The following is a 20,194-nucleotide window of genomic DNA, read 5'->3' on the forward strand; positions in this document are numbered from 1 at the left end:
CATATATAATTGTTAAAAAGCCTAATGGAGCCCTCCAATGAAAAGGCGTGTTCTGTTTGTTTGCGCCGGGGACTCTGCCCGCTCACTGATGGCTGAGGCACTGTTGCGGCATTTTGGAGGCAATTCATACGAAGCCGTTGGCGCCGGAACCAATGTCCATACAGTGGACCCACGCGCTCTGCAAGCGCTGGAGCGACTGGGGGTTTCAACAGAGGGACTCATTCCCAAAGTTGTAGAAGATGTAGCCGATCAACCTTTTGACCTGGTCATCACACTTTGCGACAAAAGCCGGGAAGAATACGTACCCTCCCCAAAAGTTGACAAGATGATTGCCTGGAATTTTAAGGAACCGACAAAGCGACACTGCTTCTGCCCTTTTTACACCACGGCACGTGAATTGAGCACTCGCATCAAACTACTGGTCTTGGCCCAAGCCGAGGCGGATTTACGAAAAAGAGCGGCATGAACCCAGTACAGTTTTACAAATGCCTGGCCGATGATACGCGGCTACGCACATTGCTCCTTATTGCTCACGAGGAAGAGCTTTGCGTATGCGAGCTAACGGCAGCCCTCGAATTGAGCCAGCCGAAAATTTCCAGGCACCTCGCCTTGCTGAGAAGTTCAGACCTGCTCCAGGACCGCCGCCAGGGGCAGTGGGTGTTTTACCGAATCAACCCGGACTTAAATGCCTGGGCAAAGTCTGTACTGTTCGACACCTTGCAGGCGAACCAGCACTTTATTACCGAAGACCTCAACAACCTAATTCAAATGGGAGAACGGCCAGAGCGCACAAGTCTGTGCTGCTGATACTGCCTGCCGACCTAAGATTTAAGCTATCCAGATATATATGATTTTTCATATGTGCCTGGCAGAAACGGAGCAAAATTAACAATGACCATCAAAATTGGGATCAATGGATTTGGCCGAATTGGCCGGCTGGTACTGCGCGCTGCTTGGGATTGGCCTGAAGTTGAGCTTGTCCAGGTTAACGACCCTGCCGGTGATGCAGCCACTCTCGCCCACCTGCTCAACTTTGACTCTGTACACGGGCGCTGGCACAGAGAGGCGAAAGCCGTTGATGACACAATTCAGGTTGATGGCAAAACAATAACCTGTAGCCGCAATACCGCTATTGCAGATACCAATTGGAAAAACTGCGACCTGGTTGTAGAGGCCTCCGGTAAAATGAAAACTACCGAACTTCTTCAACCCTACCTGGATCAAGGGGTAAAGAAGGTGTTGGTCTCTGCACCAGTTAAAGAGGCTGGAGTTCCGAACATTGTCCTTGGAGTGAATCAACATATTTACCAGCCGGACAAACACCAGATTATTACCGCCGCTTCCTGTACGACTAATTGTCTTGCTCCAGTAGTAAAAGTTATTCACGAAAGCCTGGGTATTCGTCACGGTTCAATCACCACTATTCACGATATCACCAATACCCAGACTATCCTCGACGCACCCCATGGAGATCTGCGCAGAGCCCGCGCCTGTGGTGCCAGCCTGATTCCCACAACAACAGGTTCAGCTACAGCTATTGCCACCATCTTTCCAGAGTTGTCCGGCCGCCTAAACGGCCACGCAGTTCGTGTTCCCCTCGCCAACGCATCCATTACCGATTGTGTTTTCGAAGTGGAAACCGCCACTACCCCAGAGGCAGTAAACCAGTTATTTAAGGACGCTGCAGAGGGTGAACTAAAAGATATCCTCGGCTATGAGGAAAGGCCCCTCGTCTCCGTGGATTACAAAACCGACCCCAGGTCGAGCATTATCGATGCTCTATCGACCATGGTCGTTAACGGCACCCAGGTAAAAGTTTACGCCTGGTATGACAATGAATGGGGTTACGCCAACCGCACGGCGGAATTGGCTCGAATGATTGGCACCATGGGCTAAGCAGCCAAAGTACAACGGGGCCGGAAGGAAAGAACACACTGCACCTGAGGGGTACGCCTCTCCATGAGCTCACATTTTTTCCTCCTGCTTTTAGTAAGTAGCAGTACACAGAACAAGATCATGCAGTTTCTTCACAATTTATCGTCGCCAGTGCACCAATACTTGCTGGTAACAGGCAATTACTGGGCATTTACTTTGACTGACGGCGCTCTGCGCATGCTGGTGCTGCTGCACTTTCACGAACTCGGCTACAGCCCTTTGCAAATAGCCTTGCTTTTCCTTTTCTACGAATTTTTTGGCGTAGTCACTAATCTTGTCGGCGGCTGGCTCGGTGCCCGGATTGGACTCAACCGGACCATGAATTTGGGACTGGCCTTACAGGTTGTTGCTCTTTCCATGCTGCTGGCACCCAGTCAGTATCTCTCGGTCCCCTTGGTTATGGCTGCCCAAGCCCTCTCCGGTATCGCCAAAGACCTGAATAAAATGAGTGCGAAGAGCTCAATCAAGTTACTGGTGCCCGATCAGGCCAGTGGCACCTTATATCGATGGGTCGCCCTTCTTACCGGTTCGAAAAACGCGCTTAAAGGCTTGGGCTTCTTTCTCGGCGGTGCCCTACTCGCCTCACTTGGCTTTCAAGGCGCGATTGCATCGATGGCCCTAGCTCTTGGAATAGTTTGGATATTGAGTCTCAAATTTCTTAAGCGGGACTTAGGGAAAGCCAAAGCAAAAAGCCGATTCAAAGATATCTTTTCCAAGAGTCCCGCAGTCAACATATTGTCGGCCGCGCGCTTACTCTTGTTTGCTTCCCGGGATGTTTGGTTTGTTATTGCCCTACCGATTTTCCTGGCCAGCCAGTTCGGCTGGAGCCATTGGCAGGTAGGTGCCTTCCTGGCATCCTGGGTGATCGGATACGGCATAGTGCAAACCCAGGCCCCAAAGGTCACGACGGCACGTTCAGCCCAGGCTCCGGATGGTCGAACCGCACTATTCTGGGCAATAGCGCTCACTGCAGTGCCCGCATTAATCGCAATAGCATTACACAAAGGGGCGGACCCACAGCTCGCCGTACTAGGTGGACTTTTGATGTTTGCTGTACTCTTCGCCGTAAACTCATCTTTACACAGCTACCTGATAGTAGCTTATGCCCGTGAAGATGGCGTCTCTATGGATGTGGGCTTCTACTATATGGCAAATGCCGCTGGGCGATTGCTCGGGACACTGCTCTCGGGGTGGGTATTCCAAACTCAGGGGTTGGTGGCTTGCCTACTTATTTCCAGCGCTTTTCTGCTGTTGACCGCACTGGTTTCACTGGGTTTGCCCAGACACAAAACCGGGGCTCAGGAGGTTGGCAGCTTAAGTAGGAGTTGATCCGATAGCAGCATGAGTGCTACTTGCCAGCGAAGGCTGGCAAGTAGGCTGAGGGACCATTTCGACCTGCGCGATTCGATACAGTTTGGACTCAGGTATGCACCCCATTTGAAATAGAATCAAAGCAAGGACCAAATACCTCATATAACACCCACCTCAAGTCCAAGTGCACAGCTCCACAGGAGCTGCAAAAACTCGAGATTAAAATGTCTGGATTTGGCACTCAATGCCTATTTGCCACTACTTTCTGCCAAAACCATCGCAAGAATTATGACTTTTTAGTCACAGTCATTCTTAGCAAAGTCCGATCCTTTTTGATGTAGTGGTGATATAGAGCGGCCATTACATGCCCCAGGATTAAGATCCAGACCACCCACTCTCCCAGGATCTCTTTATGGATAAAATCGACCGGCTTCTCAAACTGTTCGAATGTCATCCCCATCCGATCCTGAACTATCGACACAAAGGCTTGGGTGCTCTCAAACTTAGGAATTTCAAACAGGAAAAAGTAATCCGTATCCACACCTGTTCCGATATACCCTGTTAGCGGAGCGACGATCATAATCAAGTAGAGAAGAACATGACCGGTATGAGCGGCAAAATGTTCCAGGGAGCTACCTGGTTCTAATGGCGGTGGCGGATTAGTGAGACGCCATACGATTCTTAGGATGACGATCACCCCAATGGTGACACCAATAGATAGATGTAACTGCAAGGCAGTCCAATTCGCCGGTGTTTCCTCTTGGGTAAACCATTGGCGGTAGTAGACTGAAATATAGGACCCCAAAAACAATAAGGCCGTTAACCAATGTAGCCACTTGGCTATTGCGCCGTAACCATCAGGTTGATTTCTCAAGCTCATCTTTTTCACTTTCCCACGTCCAAAAGCTATATTCTGCCTGCAATTCGCCAACTACCTCGCTGAGTAAAATCTGTGTAAACCCAGAATAAAGAGCACAACACCAAACGCCTGGACAAAATGGTAGATAATATTGTGATTAAGTTCCCAAATAATACTAATTGATAAACTTCCATCTAACTGGATAGCCATTGCAACAATACTAACTATCGAGCCCAGTGCCATAAACCAACTACCACGCAGTGAATTCTGTCCCCTTAAGGCTAATATAGAATACCCTATAAAAGCCACTGCACTGATTAAAAACTGATAAACAGCAAAGGCAAAAATTTTATCTTTAAGTGAAAACGAGTAAACAAAAACTATCAGAAAAACAAACAATACTGGCAAAACAACCCGTTTAGAAAAATTTTCATTCACCAAATCTGCACTAACCGCAAGAACAAAAGAAGAAATCAGCAAACCAAGTAAAACAAGTACTACATACCATAAACAAACGCGAAAATATGGTGGAATTTCAAACCCGTGATAGACAGCTGCCACTAATGAGGCGATAAACATAACAGTAAAAAAGAAAAGCCAAATATTTCTTTTCCACTGCTTTCTCCTTACAAACACTGACAAATAAAGGGCACCAATAAATGCGACTAGAGCCAGCCCGACATTAGTAATTGCAGTTAGAAGGTCTATTTCGCCATGTACTAGATTCATTCTATTTCGTATATCATCAACACACTATCATATATATTCTCTATCTAAGTCAAATCGTAATTCTTTAGAGCAATATATCAATCCTTCTGAAAGTCAACTGAACTTATGTGTGTCATCTCCACGAGCTTAGCCATGCCAATTTCTCAAGTGCAACCTCAAAGATGAGGCAGACGCAAAGTGTAAAACAACAGCCAGCACGCCACTATATTTCAAGGCAACACTGGCACTATTGATCGTCTCAACTCTTAATTAACTGGCTCTAACAGATATAATCACTTTGCCTTTTGCGCGTCCCAAAGCGAGATATGAGAAAGCTTCTTTGCCTTGCTCTAAAGAATAGATCTTGTCTATCACCGGGGATAGTATCTTCTGTTGGTACAAATTTCCTAGCTCACTCAGATGCTCTCCATTAGCTTCCATAATAACCATTCGATAGAGCGCAGATTTGTCCTTCGCTGCCTTCATTATCTTTCGTGACTTAAGCGCCAATAGCTTGCGGAGAAACCAACCTAGCCCAAGCTCTTCAGCTGTCTGCGGATCTAAAGCCCCTTTAACAGAGACAACACGCCCACCAGTTTTCAGGACCTGAAATGCATCAAAAGCATACTGGCCACCCAAAGTATCGAACACGACATCCATATCAGATAGTAATTGTCGGTAGTCATCTTTTTTATAATCAATAACAAGGTCGGCACCGAGTGCTTCCACCCACTCCACATTCGCACTACTTGTTGTAGTCACCACATAAGCGCCTACAGACTTCGCCAATTGGATCGCCATAGAGCCAACACCACCTGAGCCTGCATGTATCAGCACTTTCTCGCCGGACTTCAAACCCGCAACTTTGATCAAAGACTGATAGGAGGTCAGCCCAACGAGCGGAATACCCGCCGCTTCACTGTGTGACAAGTTTTCGGGCTTTGCAGCCAAGTGGGAAACACTAACGGTGAGATATTCTGCAATAGTGCCCACATGATCCTCCCCCACCCTGGAAAACACCAGGTCCCCTACACTGTATCCAGTAACATCATTCCCCACTGATACAACTTCACCGCTGACATCCCGGCCAATACCAACCGGAAATACTTCCCTTCGTACCGATTTAAGCTCCCCCCTCAACATCATGTTATCAACTGGATTTACGCTAGCCGCATGCACCCGAAGCAAAACTTCACCAGCCCTGGGGGTGGGAACCTCAGCTGACTGAAACTCCAGGCTGCTATCAATATCCCCATAGCGAGTCATTTTCAAAGCTTTCATTGGTCATCCTAACAATCGGTTCAACAAACATTGAAAGCGATAGTGCCCATACTGCGAGCATAAAAACAGGTGGTAATAGGTATAAGTCTTTTGTCATTTTGGCAATAATGGGGAATATTTTGAGCCGATGACAGACAGTTAGAAGTTGATTATGGACAAAATCAGAGCATTGCGTTACTTCAAGCGGGTGGTAGAACTGAATAGCTTTACTGCAGTTGCTGAGGAATTCGAGGTTCCCGCTTCATCAATCTCCCGCCGCGTAAAAGATCTGGAGCAGTCCTTAGGAGTGGAGTTACTGCAACGCAGTACCCGCCAAGTCAAGGTTACTGAGCTCGGAAAACTCTACTATTCGATGATAAGTAAAGCAATTCGCCAGCTTGAACAGGCTGATGAACTGGTTAGCCAGACTTTTGAAGCGCCCAACGGTCTGATACGCATCAGCTGTCTCCCAACTTATGGAGAGCAGCATTTAACCCCCCTTCTTGAGAAGTTTGCCCAACGTTACCCCAATATCGTATTCGACTTAACCTATAACGATGACCTCTCCCAGTTAGGGAAAGATCCCGTTGATATTGCGATTCGCGGAGGGTTTGCCCCGGATGAGCATGTTATTGCCAAACGCCTATCGGATAATGAGTTCACCCTCGTGGCCACACCGCAGTTTATCGACAAGTTGGAGTATAGCTTCCCATTAAACAAGTCGGCGATTGAGTCAATTGCCACCTTGCAATACCGGGGGCCGCGTGGCGTCATTGAGTGGTACATACTCAATGACGAGCACTGGGAGCCCCTGAAGTTGACTCCAAAAGTTATCAGCAATAACGGTAAAGCATTAACAGCAGCCGCCCTCAATCACCGCGGTATGTTCTGCGTACCTTCCTGGAGTATTTGTAACTATCTAGATACAGGGGAGCTTGTACAGGTACCTTGCGAGGGTAAAGTCTCAGTCAGCCCCAGTGGCGATCTGGGAGTATTTCTTCTTTATGAGCGCACTAAATACCAAATTCCCAAAATAAAGCTTTGCGTAGATTTTATCTATGAAAATTTGAATGAACGATAGAAGAATACCAAAATTTTTCGCATTGCTACTTAAATTATATGGGCCAATAATACTATCTTGAACAAATCTGCCTTTAAAAAAATCACTCCACCCTCTTTATTGTTCGAAAAAATTTATATTCGACTACAGGCTTATATCCCGCACCCTGTGGACATATAAAAACCTCATAAAACTAAAAATTGACCTACTTCAAGCTGCCCTTAGATTTATTTGGAGGCATATTGATAGGTATGCTAGTTTGAAAAGTAGAAATCATGCCAAAAGTACCTTTAACTATGAATAACTAAATGGAGGAGTTAGCACTGATAAAACCAGGTCAAACCGCTTATATCAGAACAGCCGGCGACATAAGGATTGAGCCATGCCAAGTTATGAAGACTTCATCAGCCTATTAGAAAAAGACATTGAATCAGCCTTCAAAACCTATGAACTTGATTTTAATACGGAGGCCTTCGACAACAAAGCAGGAGCCTACGAAACTGAGTTTGATTTTGAATTTGTAAAACCCAATAAAATCATGATGGTAAAAAGCGGAGATTCTGGCAAGAAAGCAACATACCTCACCTGGGCTCGACAAAAAGCTGTGCCTGTAACTCTAGATAGTAAAAGCCCCCCTTACTTCTTCACCTCTCATCTCAGTAATTGTCGAATGACCTTCAAGTACCATGACGACCAAAGCAAAAGTGTAACGGTTATCCATGTTGCAGGTGATGTTTCCCAGGGGGGGACCATCAAGGGGAGCGAACAAAGAGATGAGTTGGAGAAGATGGTGAAAACTCCCGATGCAACCAAGGAGAGGAGACTCTCAATAGGTGGCCCCAAAGGGGGTAGAAAAGGAGCAAGCTTCAAGAAAAAGCAAGCAAAACTTGGTACCTCATACTACGATACTTGTGCACGGGTATTCGGGGTGAGAGATGGAAACGACCAGTGGGCATTTTATACGCAAAATATCGGTCGTAAGGATGAGCTGCTGGGCTTTTTCGAAATCACATAATTCTTGCAACAAACAATCTAAGCTCAGCCCCAAAATCTACTCGAATAGAGCCGCACGAAAAAAATCGTCGCGGCTGCCCCAATCCCCCGCATAATGGAAACTGCATTACCAGCATTAGAATGAGTTAGCGAAACTCCCTCTTGGCAGTAGATCCCCTATCAATTTCTATACTATTGAATAAATTCCCCTAAATGCCATCAACACTGAGATGGGTGACCTAGATATCAAATAATGCCTACCCCCCCTTTAGACTTGTGAGCACCCTCATCAGTATAATGAGGGTGTCGATCAATACATTGAAAGAGAATGCAGAATAAACATAACTCTTATATCAGGTATCTAACTCTGATAAAAAATGCACTATAAATATCTAGTTAGCTAAATAACTGTTTTCGAGCAACGACCACTCTCTAAGAACTGCAGTAAGGTTTCACCAAGTTCTTCATCGGCATCAAAAAATGGAAGATGATGGCTATCTTTAAGTATAGTGAGGCACTTTGGCCCACGATATCGCGCAAAATCATCTTTAACTTGAGAAGGAGTGGTTATTGTATCCTTTTCACCTACCATGAATAATGCTGGAATCTCCAAGCTATCGACTTCAGCATTAACATTTAACGTCTGAAGCTCCCTCTCCATTTTATCCGCCAAGTTTCCCCGCTGCTGTTGCCACCCAGGAAACTGCTCATTTATCTTTTGATTTGCTATAAAGCCATGAATATCTACCCCGTTTGCGATACCATCATTCGCCCTACTTGCCCACTTTGCGAGTAAAAGATGGTTCTCTTCTGGGTTCTCTTGATATTGCTTCAATTCGTGCATTGCATGTTCATTATTTTCCTGCATTGCCCATTTTAGGGTTGCATCAAGGCTCGTTTTAGACTGAACCTTTCCATTTTGGAATGAGGAGATAAATACTATGCCATCTAATTCTTCTGGATATTTCCCTGCATAGAGAGCAGCTAAAGCGCCACCCCATGAATGGCCAATCAGAGTAAACTTGTCTTTTTTATAATGGGTCCGGAGAAAATTAACTACATTGCGCACATCCTCAATATTATTATCAATCGTTAAGGTATCTTCCTTAACTTCAGGGGATTTCCCTGCCCCCCTTTGATGCATATAAGCAACTAAATAATCATCTTCCAGAGTTTTGCCAATTTTTACCTGAAATGGAACCAACCCCAACTCCACATCCCCAGGCCCCCCATGTAAAAATAGCAATAAAGGCTTGCCTTCATCTTGCCCTGCAACTTCCACATACAAATTTGTATCATTACTTTTAATACTCAGGATATCATTTACTTGCTCTCCAACCGCCATATTGGAAAGCAAGGCAACAAATAGAGGAACTAACCGAGCATGCTTAAACATCGATGTAATCACCATATCAACTATATCCTTAAGCAAATGACCTGAAGTGCCATTCGATGGCACACTACCTTTTGTGAAGAGTCTCACAGTTATATGTCAAAGATATAGGAAAAAGAGTCGAGTTGAACTACTCCAAAGATAAATAGTAACTTCAAGCCTCATAACATCAAAGGGCAACCTTACTAGAACACCTCTGAAGCCCTACTCATAAAATAGATTAGCATCCAACGATAATTGATTAAATGCACATAACTAACCCATTACTGGAATAAGTAAAAGCGAAAAAAGACATTCCTAGTGGATATATAGATCAACCATTCTATCCATTGCTAATCAAACTAGCGTAAAGCAGAATACCAAAGCAAGTATGTCAATCACTAGATAGATGGCTTCTACCTGCACAGCACCATGTAATCAAGCTATAGGCCTGAATAAGTTAAAGAATAAAGCTGACCCGTCATCAATTGATAACTTGAAGGCCCGGCACAGCTATGCCATCCGGTTCATGTTTTTCCTACTGCCTAAGAAGCTATTATTCGGTGCTATTGAAACAACAATACAGCCCAACTCTCCAGTATAAGGCTTGATAATACTATCCAATCAAGCTTTTAAGTAACTTGATTTGAAAGAGGTACACAAGTCCATGTGGCAGGTATTGCCAGCCATCGTCAACTACAAATAAAGGACGCTTGATAGCTGGCATGTATTGGAATTACTCAAAATTATGGTTCAAGGCATCCTCAAATGAAACAGACTTAATCACGCTCCTAGCTGTAAAACGATTCATCCTTGCGGTATACGTTGACTTACATCTCTGTGAAGTCCCCAGATCCCTAGCCTTAATCTCATTAGCTATAGCCCAGTGCCATTGAGAATGATATTTAAAAGTTTTATCGGCCAGCTTTGTGCAAAGCTCCCAATCACCAAATCGCTTAACTCTAGTATCCGGCTCTCCAAGAAAAACTGTACAACCAGTGAACAGAACCGAGCCCGATATGACCAAAATCTTTAGAATTCTCATACTCAATAAACCCAAATGATACTTCATGGATGAGCTTTTCGATCTCCTGAACCAGGTCACAGGATCGTACGACATCGCCAGCCCTTATCCATCTCAATTACTACCAGATGCTCGTAGGCTACCTATAAGCATTCTAGGAATTCATTAAAATATTAACATATTGTTGATATTTGGTCATATTATTCTGTCTAACATATATAATGTATTTGCATACCAGTTTAAGTACTACTTGGGTGGTTAATTTTAGATACCTACTAAGTTTAGTGAACGGCCCTTATTAGCTATCCTATCACGCCCACTGAATCGCATGTTACTCAACACTTAAGTCAAAGAAGGTGACTCTAAGAGTGACCATTGAAATATCGGCGATTTAGCCTGCTATTTATCGGTTACTTGGTTAAGCGCGGAGAAGTAATATATGAGCTCCTTTTATACTAATTCATTAATCTAGTTAAACTCTAGAGAATCGGGCCACCTTAATTCGCAAAGTTACCATAATTAATCACAAACTATATAATCAGCTTATTGTTTTCAACATGATTATCAGCAAGAAGTCAAAGGTCTATCAGATTCCAGCGAGCATTATTTTGGCAATCTATAATCTGTTGATCAATGGCGGCTATTCGACCCCGAATACGCTCCCAATTACTTTTCTTCATTTTCAGCTCAGCAGTAATACTTGCACTGTAATCAATAGCTTGATTATCAGCTAAACTTGCTGTCCGAGAGTCATGGTGTTCTTGCCGTATAGTAATCCAAATATTAGGGTCCAGCTCCGATGTATATGTGATGGCCTGACGGAGCTTCGTGGGTACAGATTCTACTCTGACGCTTCCATTTCGATCCGTAAAGTTAAGTACTTTTTGTTTGTCCACATTGACAATATAGAAAAATTTACGATTTTGGTTTAAGACCCAGTTCGCAATACCCTCAAAGGGGATCATCGCAGTATTGAGACCATGACTGCCAATGATCGTATTGTAATTAGAGTAACGGCGTTCATGTAAAATACCCGCGCTTACTCCAATTAGGTGAAGTCTCTCCCAGCTGCGCCCCAATCCAGAATCTCGATCCCCAATTATTGCTCCCAAATCACCGCTAATTAGCCCCATTGTGGAGCGAGCCATATCTCCTGGCAGTGGACCTATAACTCCTGCTTGGTTATGCAGTGATCTATGCACAATCCCTTGTGGAGGATTGAAAGGCTTAGAGCTCGCAAACCAATCAATATCGCCTGAAATATCATACCCCGCAGAACTAACTCTAAAGTACATTATGTCGTCCCTATAATTGAGGAAATTCCGTTAGCAACTAGTTGTCAACTTATAAAGTTGGAAAGCGAGGGAAACTATCTGCCTGAAATCAGATAAGCAAATAGTTAAACTGGGGGAAAACTAACAAACCCTCCCATGCCCTGAATATAATATCAGCAATCCTGAGGACACAATCACCTGTGTACTGCGCCGTAAGAAATGACTCAAATTTTGTCCGGCGAAAACCAATATAAACACCGCCGACACATTATTGGGTACCTATTTAGTTTGACCCAATAACTGCAATAGAGACATTATACGCCGACGATTTCTGTAGAAGTTAAAGTTCGCCCACCGACTTTAGCAATGACATTCTCACTACTGATTTGGCATGCTGATCATTATCGGCCACAACAAGCATCGTGACCGAATTTCATAGGGTTTAAAATTTAGAGGAGTATCCAAAGTGCGGCTATTAGATTCAGTGACATCATTATAAAGTCAGTGATAAAGATAAAACGCATCACACCTTTAACTTGCCACGGCCCTTCACCTTTTCGGTTTTGTAGGGCTACCGGAACATTGTAAATAAACTGTGTTCCGTGAGTGACAGCAAACACCAGCAGCAACGTAGCGCGTTGCACCTCCGTAGCAAATACTGAGGGGCTGATTAGCAGTAGTATATTGAGTAGCGCCAGCGACAGGTTAAAACCACCCAGAAATTTTCCCGATTCTGCCAAGATATTAAATACGGGGGTATCCCTTTGTTCCCTGGGTACCAGTAACTTCGCAAATATATGGTTCCTCAAAGAGAAAACGTTAAATCCCATCAGAAACCAAATCGTGTTTAACACCAAAACAACTTCATAGATCATCAATATCTCCAAGACTTGTTGTTTACCCGTCACTAAGGTCAGTACGTTTATTAAACAAGTTTGTACTTACTCCATTGTAGGGGTTGAATCCTCAGGAATTACTCATTACCGGCCAGAGATCCACTATCTCGCCTTTGCTATAGACCGCAATATCACCAAACTGCAGGAACACGGACTCACTCTGTGTGGGCCGGAGAAAGACCCAGTCGTCTTCATTCAGCAGTACCTTTTTTGAGCCATTCAGCATTTCTTGGTTGCTGGAGCGGCCATAGATGGGGTTGATCGATAGACCTTTTGGTGATTCTGGCTCCGCCTTCCAATAGCCGCCAGATATAAAGAAGCTATGCTCCCGATTTGGGTTCAACCAACTAAAGGGTCCGGTGAGCCCTTCTATGCCGGGTATCTGTGTCTGTGACAGTTTCTTCAATACAGGACTTGCGATATACGCCGCTGGTAAATGATCAGACAGAGTGGGAATATCAAAGCCCACCGGTTTAACCAGGCACGAGCCAGCGGCAATCTCGTTACAGGGAGCCCGGTCTACTCGAGATTTGTACAGTTGGTAGGTTGGGCTACCGGCAGCGTTCAAAGTGGCCGCCTTCGGGAATGCACTTCCCAGCTGGATCTTAGCTTGCTCCACCCTGCTTTGGTAAATATCCAACCCCCGAGTGATTGCCTTTTCAGGTCCACCGAGAACACCTGGCATTTTTGCGGCGTGGGCGTCGTAACCCATAAAACCGGAAAATTCCAAATAGGGTTCCCGCTGAATGATACCGAGCATCGCGGAGAGATCTTCCGCATTGGCGATGCCACCCCGGTGTAGGCCTACATCAATCTCGATATTAATTCGCAAGGATTGTTTGAGCGATCGCGCCAAATCGGCGTATTGATTAAGTCTGCGGGGGCTGTCAACCAGCCACTGTAACTGCCGGGTAGGATCAAAATGCTCCGCCCTAGTGCCAGAATAAAAGGCCTTTGCCGCAGTAATCGGGAGAGGTTTCCCCAGCAAAATATCACTCGCTGGATAAGATTTAACCAGTTGCTGTAGAAATGGCAGCTGGAATACCATGATGCGATTAGTATTTGTTCGCTGAGTAATAGCGTCCAGCAGGTTTAGCGAGGGCAAAGATTTAGCCACTACCCGGTAGTCATAGTGACCTCTGAGGTGGCCGGCTAATATATCGGCGTTCTTTTGCAGATTCTCCAGGTCTACGAGCAAGGTGGGACCAGAAAAGCCGGCATTATCCAGAGCTTTAGAAACACTGGAGAAGTATTCGCTGTGCCCTCCCTGCCCTTGCGCTTTAGGGCGAAGAACGGCGATACCTGCCACCGCTCCTAACGCGACCCCACCTAGTATTAGCTTTCGTCGCTTGATATCCATTGTGCTTTCCTCTTTGAGGGGTCACTGCTGAGCAGCGTTGCTCAGGTAAAAAGCGTTTTCAGATAGGGGTTTAAGAACTTACCACTGGGGTCTAGCTCTCGGCGAACCTCAAGAAAATCCTGCCACTGAGGGTAGAGCTCGGCAAAGTCCGAGCCTTGTAGCTTGTTTAACTTGCCCCAGTGCGGGCGGCCCCCATATTTGCGCATAATGGGCTCAATGGCCTGGAACAGCGGTAGGTGGTCCTCTTCAAAGTAGCGGTGTATGGCGATGGATACGGAATCTTGCTTATAAAATGGGCTCAGCCAGATATCGTCAGCTTTAACGAAACGCACCTCGATAGGGAAGAAAACATCCAGGTTATTTTCCTCAATCGCTCGACGTATTTCCGCGAAGGCTTTCAAACCGTCCTCGCGGGGCAAGTGATACTCCATTTCATTGAAACGTACGTTTCGCTCACTGGCGTAATTCCGCCAGGAGGACTCGACAACGACTTCCCTCTCGATATCTTCCATCGCATTTTGCAGCGCAAACTGACGCAACTTCGGTGACCAACCCAGCCAGTCCCGCACAGATTTCAGGGTCATTACTGCTTCATTAGTATCTTCCCGCTCCGTAGAGAAGATTTCCTCTGTGGTCGGCTGGTGGGAATCAGCCATGCACATCCCAGAAAACGGGATATAGTAAAATTCAAAGTTCCGATTGGCCTCTGCCAGTGCTGGAGCCTGATCCAACACCTCTTCCAGGGGCGCTACCCAAGATTCACGCCGCAAACGGTAGCTGGGCTGGTTCTGCATACGCACCTTGGTCACCATACCCAGGCTGCCAAGGGATACTTGCGCTGCCGCGAACACCTCGGGGTTTTGCTCACCATCACACCAGAGCGTATCCCCTCCTGCGGTCACCAGTTCCATACCCGTTGCATAGCTGGACATACAACCCAAGCCTGCACCTGTTCCATGGGTCGCGGTTGCCAGGCAACCACCTAAAGTCTGCTCATCGATATCTGGTTGGTTAATCAGCGCTTGACCGATATCCTCTAAGGGTTGGCCAATGTCTGCTACACGGGTGCCAGCGTAGATTGTCGCCTGGACCTTGTCGGAATCGTGGTCGGCGACGCCAGTAATACGGCCCAATGAAATAATTGTATCGTCAGTGGGTACCAGTGCAGTGAAGGAGTGACCCGCACCTACCGCCCTGACCGTACCTTGCGCTTCCGCAATTATCGTTTGCAGTGCAGAAATATCTTTCGGTGCCAGACGATGGGCCGGCAGACACTCTTGTGAACCAGACCAGTTCCGCCATCGAACACCCGCTTTTTTTGTCGGTGGGGCTGCAGCTTGCAATAAGGTGCGTGCAACTGATGAGATGGGCGCGGCCGCTAATGATGCGGAGCCGATCGCAATAGAATTAATAAACTGGCGACGATTGAACCCCATATCCTTTACTCCGCTGTAGCCATAAAGACAATCAACTGTTCAAACTGCTCGGGGGAGCACTCAAAACAAAGGCCTAGTGGCGGCATACCCTGGAACCCATTGATCGCATTTTCCACCAACACATCCATCCCCTTCTCCATACGGGGCTTCCAGTTGGCCAAATCTCCGGTAAGGGGTGCGGCGCTGGCGCCAGTGCTGTGACAGCTGCGGCAAGTGCGAGTATATATTTCAGCGATTTCCGGATCAGTGGGCGCAAGAGACAGCGCTCTTTGGGTCAAAATTGCCCGGCTTTTTTCACGATCCTGTGGAGGCTCAGAACATCCTTGAATAACATTTAGTACCAAAAAAAGAGACAAGAGCTTAAAGCTCCGGCGCAAGACTTCCAGTTCCATATGCGTACACCTACTACATTATTGTTGTTTATTTCTTTTTGGCTATTGCCAAAGCTATCGTGTACATATCGCTGGCACTATTGTTAATCATGATGACTGCTAAAACAACTACTTGAGTTGCCTGTTCTCAATTATTTCTATCGTAATTTATTTGCGTACCACTTAGAGAACCAAAGCCTATGCACATCTCGAAGTTAAAATCAGCATTTATTACAGAGATAAAATGACTCTTGTTAACAGTAGACAGGCTTTGCAAACATCAAAAAGAGCTATTTATATTTACGAATATATAGCCATAAATAGAAACCGCCGACCAAAGTGCCCAGCGGAACATTTAGTACACTCACTGTTGAAAATATTAAAGCTAATTCTGGGGCATACCTTTTATCCAAAAGGACAGCAATGTCAGCAAAGACCCCCAAAATATTCAAAGACGCAAACAGTATTATCATCAACCCCATAAGACTGAATATATTGAATGGCATACTTAAAATTGAATTCCCAAAAACTGCGTATAGGAATAACAATATTGCGCTGGATATCAATAACATCAAAATTGAGTAAGTAATTATCAACCAGCCGGAAACTTTTTCCTCGGTACTAACCATGCGGTGCTCCTGTGAAGGTAAAAGCCCAAGCCTCTTTAGTGATCCTCAGAACATCAGGGCATTGAGAAATGACTCTAAAGTTGCTCCGGTTTCAGTTGTCAGCTAGCTCAACGATCAACATGACTCAATGACATTTATGACACCGATGGCGACTTTGGGCTGCCTACCCTTCTACTTTAGGCGTTGAGTATCAACAGGAACAGGAATACCCTAATGCTTTTCGATCAGGTAGGTATTCAGTGGTTAATAGAGTGCTAGCTTCTCCAAAAGGACCAGAACTGTCAGAGTTGGTCCAAGGCTACTGGCGTGTGAGTGATTGGAATTTAAGCCCTCAGGAGCGCCTGACATTCCTAAAGCAACATATAGATAAAGGGGTTACCACCGTAGATCATGCTGATATTTACGGAGATTACTCCTGCGAACAGTTATTCGGCGAGGCCCTTAAGCTGGATAGATCTGTTCGCAACCACATCGAGATTGTCACCAAATGCAATATCAAATTGCTTTCTGAAAAATATCCAAACAGAAAAATTAAGTACTATGACTCCAGCGCTGAACATATTCAGCACTCGGTTAATAACTCCTTAGCCCACCTCGGTGTAGAGCACATCGACATCCTGCTTCTTCACCGACCTGATGTTTTGATGGATGCAGATGAAATTGCCAGCACATTCGCCGAACTGCAGAAGTCCGGTAAGGTATTACATTTCGGCGTTTCCAACTTTACCTCCCAGCAATTTGATTTGTTGCAGTCCCGCCTGAGTTCACCACTGGTGACAAATCAGGTCGAGATTAATCCTATCAATTTTAGCGCTGCGGAGGATGGAACTCTGGATCAACTGCAGCAATATAGAATTCATCCTATGGCTTGGTCCTGCTTAGCTGGAGGGGAAATTTTTCGTGGATCAAGCACCCAGGCAACACGGTTACGAATCACCCTGGAAGATATCAAGGAGGAAATCGGGGCAGCCAGTATTGACCAGGTAATCTATGCGTGGGTACGACGCTTTCCCTCCAAGCCCCTAGCAATTATGGGGTCGGGAAAAATTGAGCGCGTTCAGTCGGCGATAGAAAGCCTGAAACTCAATTTGAGTAGAGAACAGTGGTATAGAATATGGACCGCCTCTAAGGGGATTGAAGTTCCCTAGATCCAACTTTCAGCCTAACAAATTATTGATTACTTGGCTTACGCAAAAAATAATTTATTAAGACTAATCTCTTGCTTAACAATTGGGTGGTGTAACTTTAATTCGGTTACACCACCCATCAACCAGACAAGTATATTTATTCTACGGCCCCATCTGGCTTGACCACTGCATCAAGCGCCCCTGGGACATATTTTTATTTTTCTCATCCCCATTATTCATAAAAGATGCCAGTTCGGTTACCAGATTTGCCTTTCGCCACTCATAAAGAAAGCTTGCAAGCACATGGAAGGCAGCATCTGAACAGTTGGAAATGACTTGCAGCTGACCATTATTATTCCCTTCCAGGGAACTCAAACGCTCCATCCACTTCCCTGGGGCAAATGCATAATGGTATGAGACTCCGATATTATTGAGGTGGGGCCCGAAACCCTGGGTACCCAAAAGATCTTGCTGCAAAAAATCTCTGAAATTATCATGCTGTGTCTGGCTAACTTGCAGGCCATAATACTGAGCTGTTGGGTCTGCATTCATCCCTGTGTCATCACGCCAACGACCAGCAATAGGCCTCATACTATTGTGACGCCCGCCCACTGAGCCTTTAAATGCATCCCAAGAACTGTTGGGGTCCCAACCTACAATAGTATCGATAACACCATTGTGACCTGATATTAATGCCGTGTGACCATTCCATGTTCTACCCAGAGAACTTTCCACCCCACCATTATTCCACCACTGCGCGTAAAACCTGGAAAAAAGAGAACCGTATGACCTCAAACTGGAGACAAAACAAATACCTGCAAAGTATCCTCCACACGCCCTAGGATTAAAACCTCTTCCGCTCATCGCCCACATCCTCCATAACGACTATGAAATTTTTTGCCAAAATTGTTATTTAATATTTTGACAATTCAAGAACTCTTTCAATTCATCGCTAAAGCCACTGAATTTTTATTTTTATTACTCAGGACCTAATGAAAATTGACAGACTTTCTATATAACTCGATATTATTTGATACCAAATCTGGCACTACCGTGTCAACACGGGAAATATTTCAAGCTGAAGAGAAGAGATAACTGAGAGGCAAAGTAAAATAGGAGTTATGCATCCTCTAAAATTTATCAGAGAATCGCAAACAACCCAATGGGTCCACAATAAAACTCAAGATATGAAAGGATATAAAGTAGTTATTAGATATTATTTGCTTATCACCAAGTATAGTTGAATCATGAAAATTATTAGGAAATTACAAAACAACAACCATAAGAGAACTCACATACTAAAAACTCCCGCATAAAGGATTCCTTTTACAGGCATACCTTTACAAGGAAGACTCAAAAGGCTGAGGGGAAGCTACTCTAAAGATCCTTTCTCTCATCCACAATCACGTTTAACTTTCCCTCTCCAACCTGCTCAATCGCATTACTCACGAGCTACTTGAGCTAAAGATTTCACTCCCCCCTACTTACTTGAGCAAATATTTAAATGGGGATAATGATTGCAAATTTCAGCTATCTTTCGAAATAGATAACTTTACATATCTACAGTTCTAGGCAATTACCGACTGATTATCGGACAAATTGATGACATTCCAATTAATTAGCCAATAGACATCAAGAGAACAAAGATAAAAGAGGATAATTCGACTGATTTTGAAACTTCACTTTTGGCTCACCACATCAATAGCGTAGACTGAGGCGAGCCCCAAGAAAGAATTTACTTATTAGCCACATCGATCGCAGGGTTACCAAGTGCACTATTTAGAACAGAGGCCAGGCGAACTCCCCCCTGCTGCAAACGCTTTTCAAGGGAGTCCTGACAGCGCAGAAAGTACTTTTCCCCAAGTTGTGTTTCGCTGGTATAGGCGAGACCATGGGCTAAGTGATGAGACTCCTGGGCCCAAACTTCGGCCGAGGTAGACTGCCAGATCTGCCTCTCAGCCGCACTAATTTTATCCGTTTGCTCCTGAGCATAATCTTGCCAGTCTAAAAACAAACGGGCGACCATATGGATGTCCCAGAGCGCGTGTAAATTCGTTTCGACCCCATAGAATTGGACTTCCACATCATTACCCCCTTTATCTGAAAATAATCCGGTATGTAATGGCTGATGAAGGTCGCCAACAAAGTGGGCAATAAACATCAGTGCTTCTGCACGCTCCGTCTTGGTGCGCGAGCGATCGGCCAATACTTCCTGATATCTTTGAATCGCCTTCAATATGCATCCTGCAGCTGGGCAATCCCGCTCCTCAACATAAGCAGACCAGTCTCGAGACAAGTTTATATAGTGAAGCGGCGCAGCCCAGTTATAAGTCTCATCAGACCTAATTCGATCAGCCCAAGTTGTGGATTCAGCTAGGTGCGGCTCACCGACTTCATCAAGGAGCAACTCTATTTCGGCGGCTACCTCCGGGTCCAGGTAATGCCATGCAATTTCTCCAACGACCCTGTGACCATCATCTCCCCAAGCGTGTGCTTGTGTCATAGCTGTGAGTCCGAATAGTGCAACTGCTATACGGGCAATTATCAATCGTATGCTCATTGGGCATGTCCGCCAGAGT

19 protein-coding genes are annotated in these 20,194 nt (G+C 45.3%); 7 read left to right on the forward strand and 12 right to left on the reverse strand.

Annotated features, from left to right (window positions below):
• Positions 1–37: 37 nt before the first annotated feature.
• From ACJJIR_RS10770 to arsJ, 4 genes are all read left to right on the forward strand, one after another.
• A complete protein-coding gene (locus tag ACJJIR_RS10770) occupies positions 38–466 on the forward strand; it encodes an arsenate reductase ArsC (protein ID WP_444908373.1) in 429 nt (142 codons plus the stop codon).
• Entirely contained in the window at positions 463–807 is a 345-nt protein-coding gene (locus tag ACJJIR_RS10775; RefSeq protein ID WP_444908374.1) for a metalloregulator ArsR/SmtB family transcription factor, read from the forward strand. The genes ACJJIR_RS10770 and ACJJIR_RS10775 overlap by 4 nt, the downstream gene beginning before the upstream one ends.
• Before the next feature lie 84 nt (positions 808–891).
• The gene (locus ACJJIR_RS10780; RefSeq protein WP_444908375.1) at positions 892–1,896 is read left to right on the forward strand and encodes an ArsJ-associated glyceraldehyde-3-phosphate dehydrogenase; all 1,005 of its coding nucleotides are present in this window, start codon (positions 892–894) and stop codon (positions 1,894–1,896) included.
• Between the two features lie 63 nt (positions 1,897–1,959).
• Positions 1,960–3,264 (forward strand): organoarsenical effux MFS transporter ArsJ, encoded by a 1,305-nt coding sequence (gene arsJ / locus ACJJIR_RS10785; RefSeq protein WP_444908376.1) that lies wholly within the window; start codon positions 1,960–1,962, stop codon positions 3,262–3,264.
• Between the two features lie 268 nt (positions 3,265–3,532).
• Here arsJ and ACJJIR_RS10790 read toward each other — a convergent pair whose 3' ends face one another.
• The 3 genes from ACJJIR_RS10790 to ACJJIR_RS10800 form a co-directional block, all read right to left on the reverse strand.
• On the reverse strand, positions 3,533–4,126 hold the full coding sequence (locus ACJJIR_RS10790; protein ID WP_444908377.1) for a cytochrome b: 594 nt from the start codon (positions 4,124–4,126) through the stop codon (positions 3,533–3,535).
• A 51-nt stretch (positions 4,127–4,177) separates the two neighbouring features.
• A complete protein-coding gene (locus ACJJIR_RS10795; protein ID WP_444908378.1) occupies positions 4,178–4,834 on the reverse strand; it encodes a DUF6962 family protein in 657 nt (218 codons plus the stop codon).
• 249 nt (positions 4,835–5,083) lie between these two features.
• Complete coding sequence (locus ACJJIR_RS10800) at positions 5,084–6,094, reverse strand: NADP-dependent oxidoreductase (RefSeq protein ID WP_444908379.1); 1,011 nt, start codon at positions 6,092–6,094, stop codon at positions 5,084–5,086.
• 151 nt (positions 6,095–6,245) lie between these two features.
• On the opposite strand from ACJJIR_RS10800, the gene ACJJIR_RS10805 reads away from it, so the two are divergent.
• Both ACJJIR_RS10805 and ACJJIR_RS10810 read left to right on the forward strand, forming a co-directional pair.
• Positions 6,246–7,154 carry a LysR family transcriptional regulator gene (locus tag ACJJIR_RS10805; protein WP_444908380.1) on the forward strand — a complete coding sequence of 303 codons (909 nt, stop codon included), beginning with the start codon at positions 6,246–6,248 and terminating at the stop codon, positions 7,152–7,154.
• A 361-nt stretch (positions 7,155–7,515) separates the two neighbouring features.
• A complete protein-coding gene (locus ACJJIR_RS10810; RefSeq protein WP_444908381.1) occupies positions 7,516–8,148 on the forward strand; it encodes a hypothetical protein in 633 nt (210 codons plus the stop codon).
• Positions 8,149–8,526: 378 nt separating this feature from the next.
• Here the strand turns inward: ACJJIR_RS10810 and ACJJIR_RS10815 are convergent, their stop codons facing one another.
• The 7 genes from ACJJIR_RS10815 to ACJJIR_RS10845 form a co-directional block, all read right to left on the reverse strand.
• On the reverse strand, positions 8,527–9,522 hold the full coding sequence (locus tag ACJJIR_RS10815; protein ID WP_444908382.1) for an alpha/beta hydrolase: 996 nt from the start codon (positions 9,520–9,522) through the stop codon (positions 8,527–8,529).
• A gap of 1,575 nt (positions 9,523–11,097) precedes the next feature.
• Positions 11,098–11,817: a hypothetical protein gene (locus tag ACJJIR_RS10820; RefSeq protein ID WP_444908383.1), complete on the reverse strand. Its 720-nt coding sequence runs from the start codon at positions 11,815–11,817 to the stop codon at positions 11,098–11,100.
• 428 nt (positions 11,818–12,245) lie between these two features.
• Positions 12,246–12,671, reverse strand: a complete 426-nt coding sequence (locus ACJJIR_RS10825) for a hypothetical protein (RefSeq protein ID WP_413665710.1) — start codon at positions 12,669–12,671, stop codon at positions 12,246–12,248.
• 91 nt (positions 12,672–12,762) lie between these two features.
• The gene (locus ACJJIR_RS10830; RefSeq protein ID WP_444908384.1) at positions 12,763–14,052 is read right to left on the reverse strand and encodes a DSD1 family PLP-dependent enzyme; all 1,290 of its coding nucleotides are present in this window, start codon (positions 14,050–14,052) and stop codon (positions 12,763–12,765) included.
• Positions 14,053–14,093: 41 nt separating this feature from the next.
• Complete coding sequence (locus ACJJIR_RS10835; RefSeq protein WP_444908385.1) at positions 14,094–15,488, reverse strand: FAD-linked oxidoreductase, L-gulonolactone oxidase family; 1,395 nt, start codon at positions 15,486–15,488, stop codon at positions 14,094–14,096.
• 5 nt (positions 15,489–15,493) lie between these two features.
• Positions 15,494–15,880 (reverse strand): c-type cytochrome, encoded by a 387-nt coding sequence (locus ACJJIR_RS10840; protein ID WP_444908386.1) that lies wholly within the window; start codon positions 15,878–15,880, stop codon positions 15,494–15,496.
• Between the two features lie 269 nt (positions 15,881–16,149).
• Positions 16,150–16,488, reverse strand: coding sequence for a hypothetical protein (locus ACJJIR_RS10845; RefSeq protein ID WP_444908387.1), 339 nt, complete (start codon positions 16,486–16,488; stop codon positions 16,150–16,152).
• A 239-nt stretch (positions 16,489–16,727) separates the two neighbouring features.
• Between ACJJIR_RS10845 and ACJJIR_RS10850 the strand changes: the two genes are divergently transcribed.
• Positions 16,728–17,636: an aldo/keto reductase gene (locus tag ACJJIR_RS10850; protein ID WP_444908388.1), complete on the forward strand. Its 909-nt coding sequence runs from the start codon at positions 16,728–16,730 to the stop codon at positions 17,634–17,636.
• 141 nt (positions 17,637–17,777) lie between these two features.
• Here ACJJIR_RS10850 and ACJJIR_RS10855 read toward each other — a convergent pair whose 3' ends face one another.
• The gene (locus ACJJIR_RS10855; protein ID WP_444897213.1) at positions 17,778–18,350 is read right to left on the reverse strand and encodes a hypothetical protein; all 573 of its coding nucleotides are present in this window, start codon (positions 18,348–18,350) and stop codon (positions 17,778–17,780) included.
• A 1,000-nt stretch (positions 18,351–19,350) separates the two neighbouring features.
• Positions 19,351–20,118, reverse strand: coding sequence for a S1/P1 nuclease (locus tag ACJJIR_RS10860; RefSeq protein ID WP_444908389.1), 768 nt, complete (start codon positions 20,116–20,118; stop codon positions 19,351–19,353).
• Positions 20,119–20,194 lie beyond the last annotated feature (76 nt).

The organism is Microbulbifer maximicatervae (SeqCode), assembly GCF_052467385.1.

Excerpts from the sequence above, each read along its gene's own strand:
- ACJJIR_RS10770 (WP_444908373.1), top strand. The coding sequence starts at position 38 with ATGAAAAGGCGTGTTCTGTTTGTTTGCGCCGGGGACTCTGCCCGCTCA.
- ACJJIR_RS10775 (WP_444908374.1), top strand. The coding sequence starts at position 463 with ATGAACCCAGTACAGTTTTACAAATGCCTGGCCGATGATACGCGGCTA.
- ACJJIR_RS10780 (WP_444908375.1), top strand. The coding sequence starts at position 892 with ATGACCATCAAAATTGGGATCAATGGATTTGGCCGAATTGGCCGGCTG.
- arsJ (WP_444908376.1), top strand. The coding sequence starts at position 1,960 with ATGAGCTCACATTTTTTCCTCCTGCTTTTAGTAAGTAGCAGTACACAG.
- ACJJIR_RS10790 (WP_444908377.1), bottom strand. The coding sequence starts at position 4,126 with ATGAGCTTGAGAAATCAACCTGATGGTTACGGCGCAATAGCCAAGTGG.
- ACJJIR_RS10795 (WP_444908378.1), bottom strand. The coding sequence starts at position 4,834 with ATGAATCTAGTACATGGCGAAATAGACCTTCTAACTGCAATTACTAAT.
- ACJJIR_RS10800 (WP_444908379.1), bottom strand. The coding sequence starts at position 6,094 with ATGAAAGCTTTGAAAATGACTCGCTATGGGGATATTGATAGCAGCCTG.
- ACJJIR_RS10805 (WP_444908380.1), top strand. The coding sequence starts at position 6,246 with ATGGACAAAATCAGAGCATTGCGTTACTTCAAGCGGGTGGTAGAACTG.
- ACJJIR_RS10810 (WP_444908381.1), top strand. The coding sequence starts at position 7,516 with ATGCCAAGTTATGAAGACTTCATCAGCCTATTAGAAAAAGACATTGAA.
- ACJJIR_RS10815 (WP_444908382.1), bottom strand. The coding sequence starts at position 9,522 with ATGTTTAAGCATGCTCGGTTAGTTCCTCTATTTGTTGCCTTGCTTTCC.
- ACJJIR_RS10820 (WP_444908383.1), bottom strand. The coding sequence starts at position 11,817 with ATGTACTTTAGAGTTAGTTCTGCGGGGTATGATATTTCAGGCGATATT.
- ACJJIR_RS10825 (WP_413665710.1), bottom strand. The coding sequence starts at position 12,671 with ATGATCTATGAAGTTGTTTTGGTGTTAAACACGATTTGGTTTCTGATG.
- ACJJIR_RS10830 (WP_444908384.1), bottom strand. The coding sequence starts at position 14,052 with ATGGATATCAAGCGACGAAAGCTAATACTAGGTGGGGTCGCGTTAGGA.
- ACJJIR_RS10835 (WP_444908385.1), bottom strand. The coding sequence starts at position 15,488 with ATGGGGTTCAATCGTCGCCAGTTTATTAATTCTATTGCGATCGGCTCC.
- ACJJIR_RS10840 (WP_444908386.1), bottom strand. The coding sequence starts at position 15,880 with ATGGAACTGGAAGTCTTGCGCCGGAGCTTTAAGCTCTTGTCTCTTTTT.
- ACJJIR_RS10845 (WP_444908387.1), bottom strand. The coding sequence starts at position 16,488 with ATGGTTAGTACCGAGGAAAAAGTTTCCGGCTGGTTGATAATTACTTAC.
- ACJJIR_RS10860 (WP_444908389.1), bottom strand. The coding sequence starts at position 20,118 with ATGACACAAGCACACGCTTGGGGAGATGATGGTCACAGGGTCGTTGGA.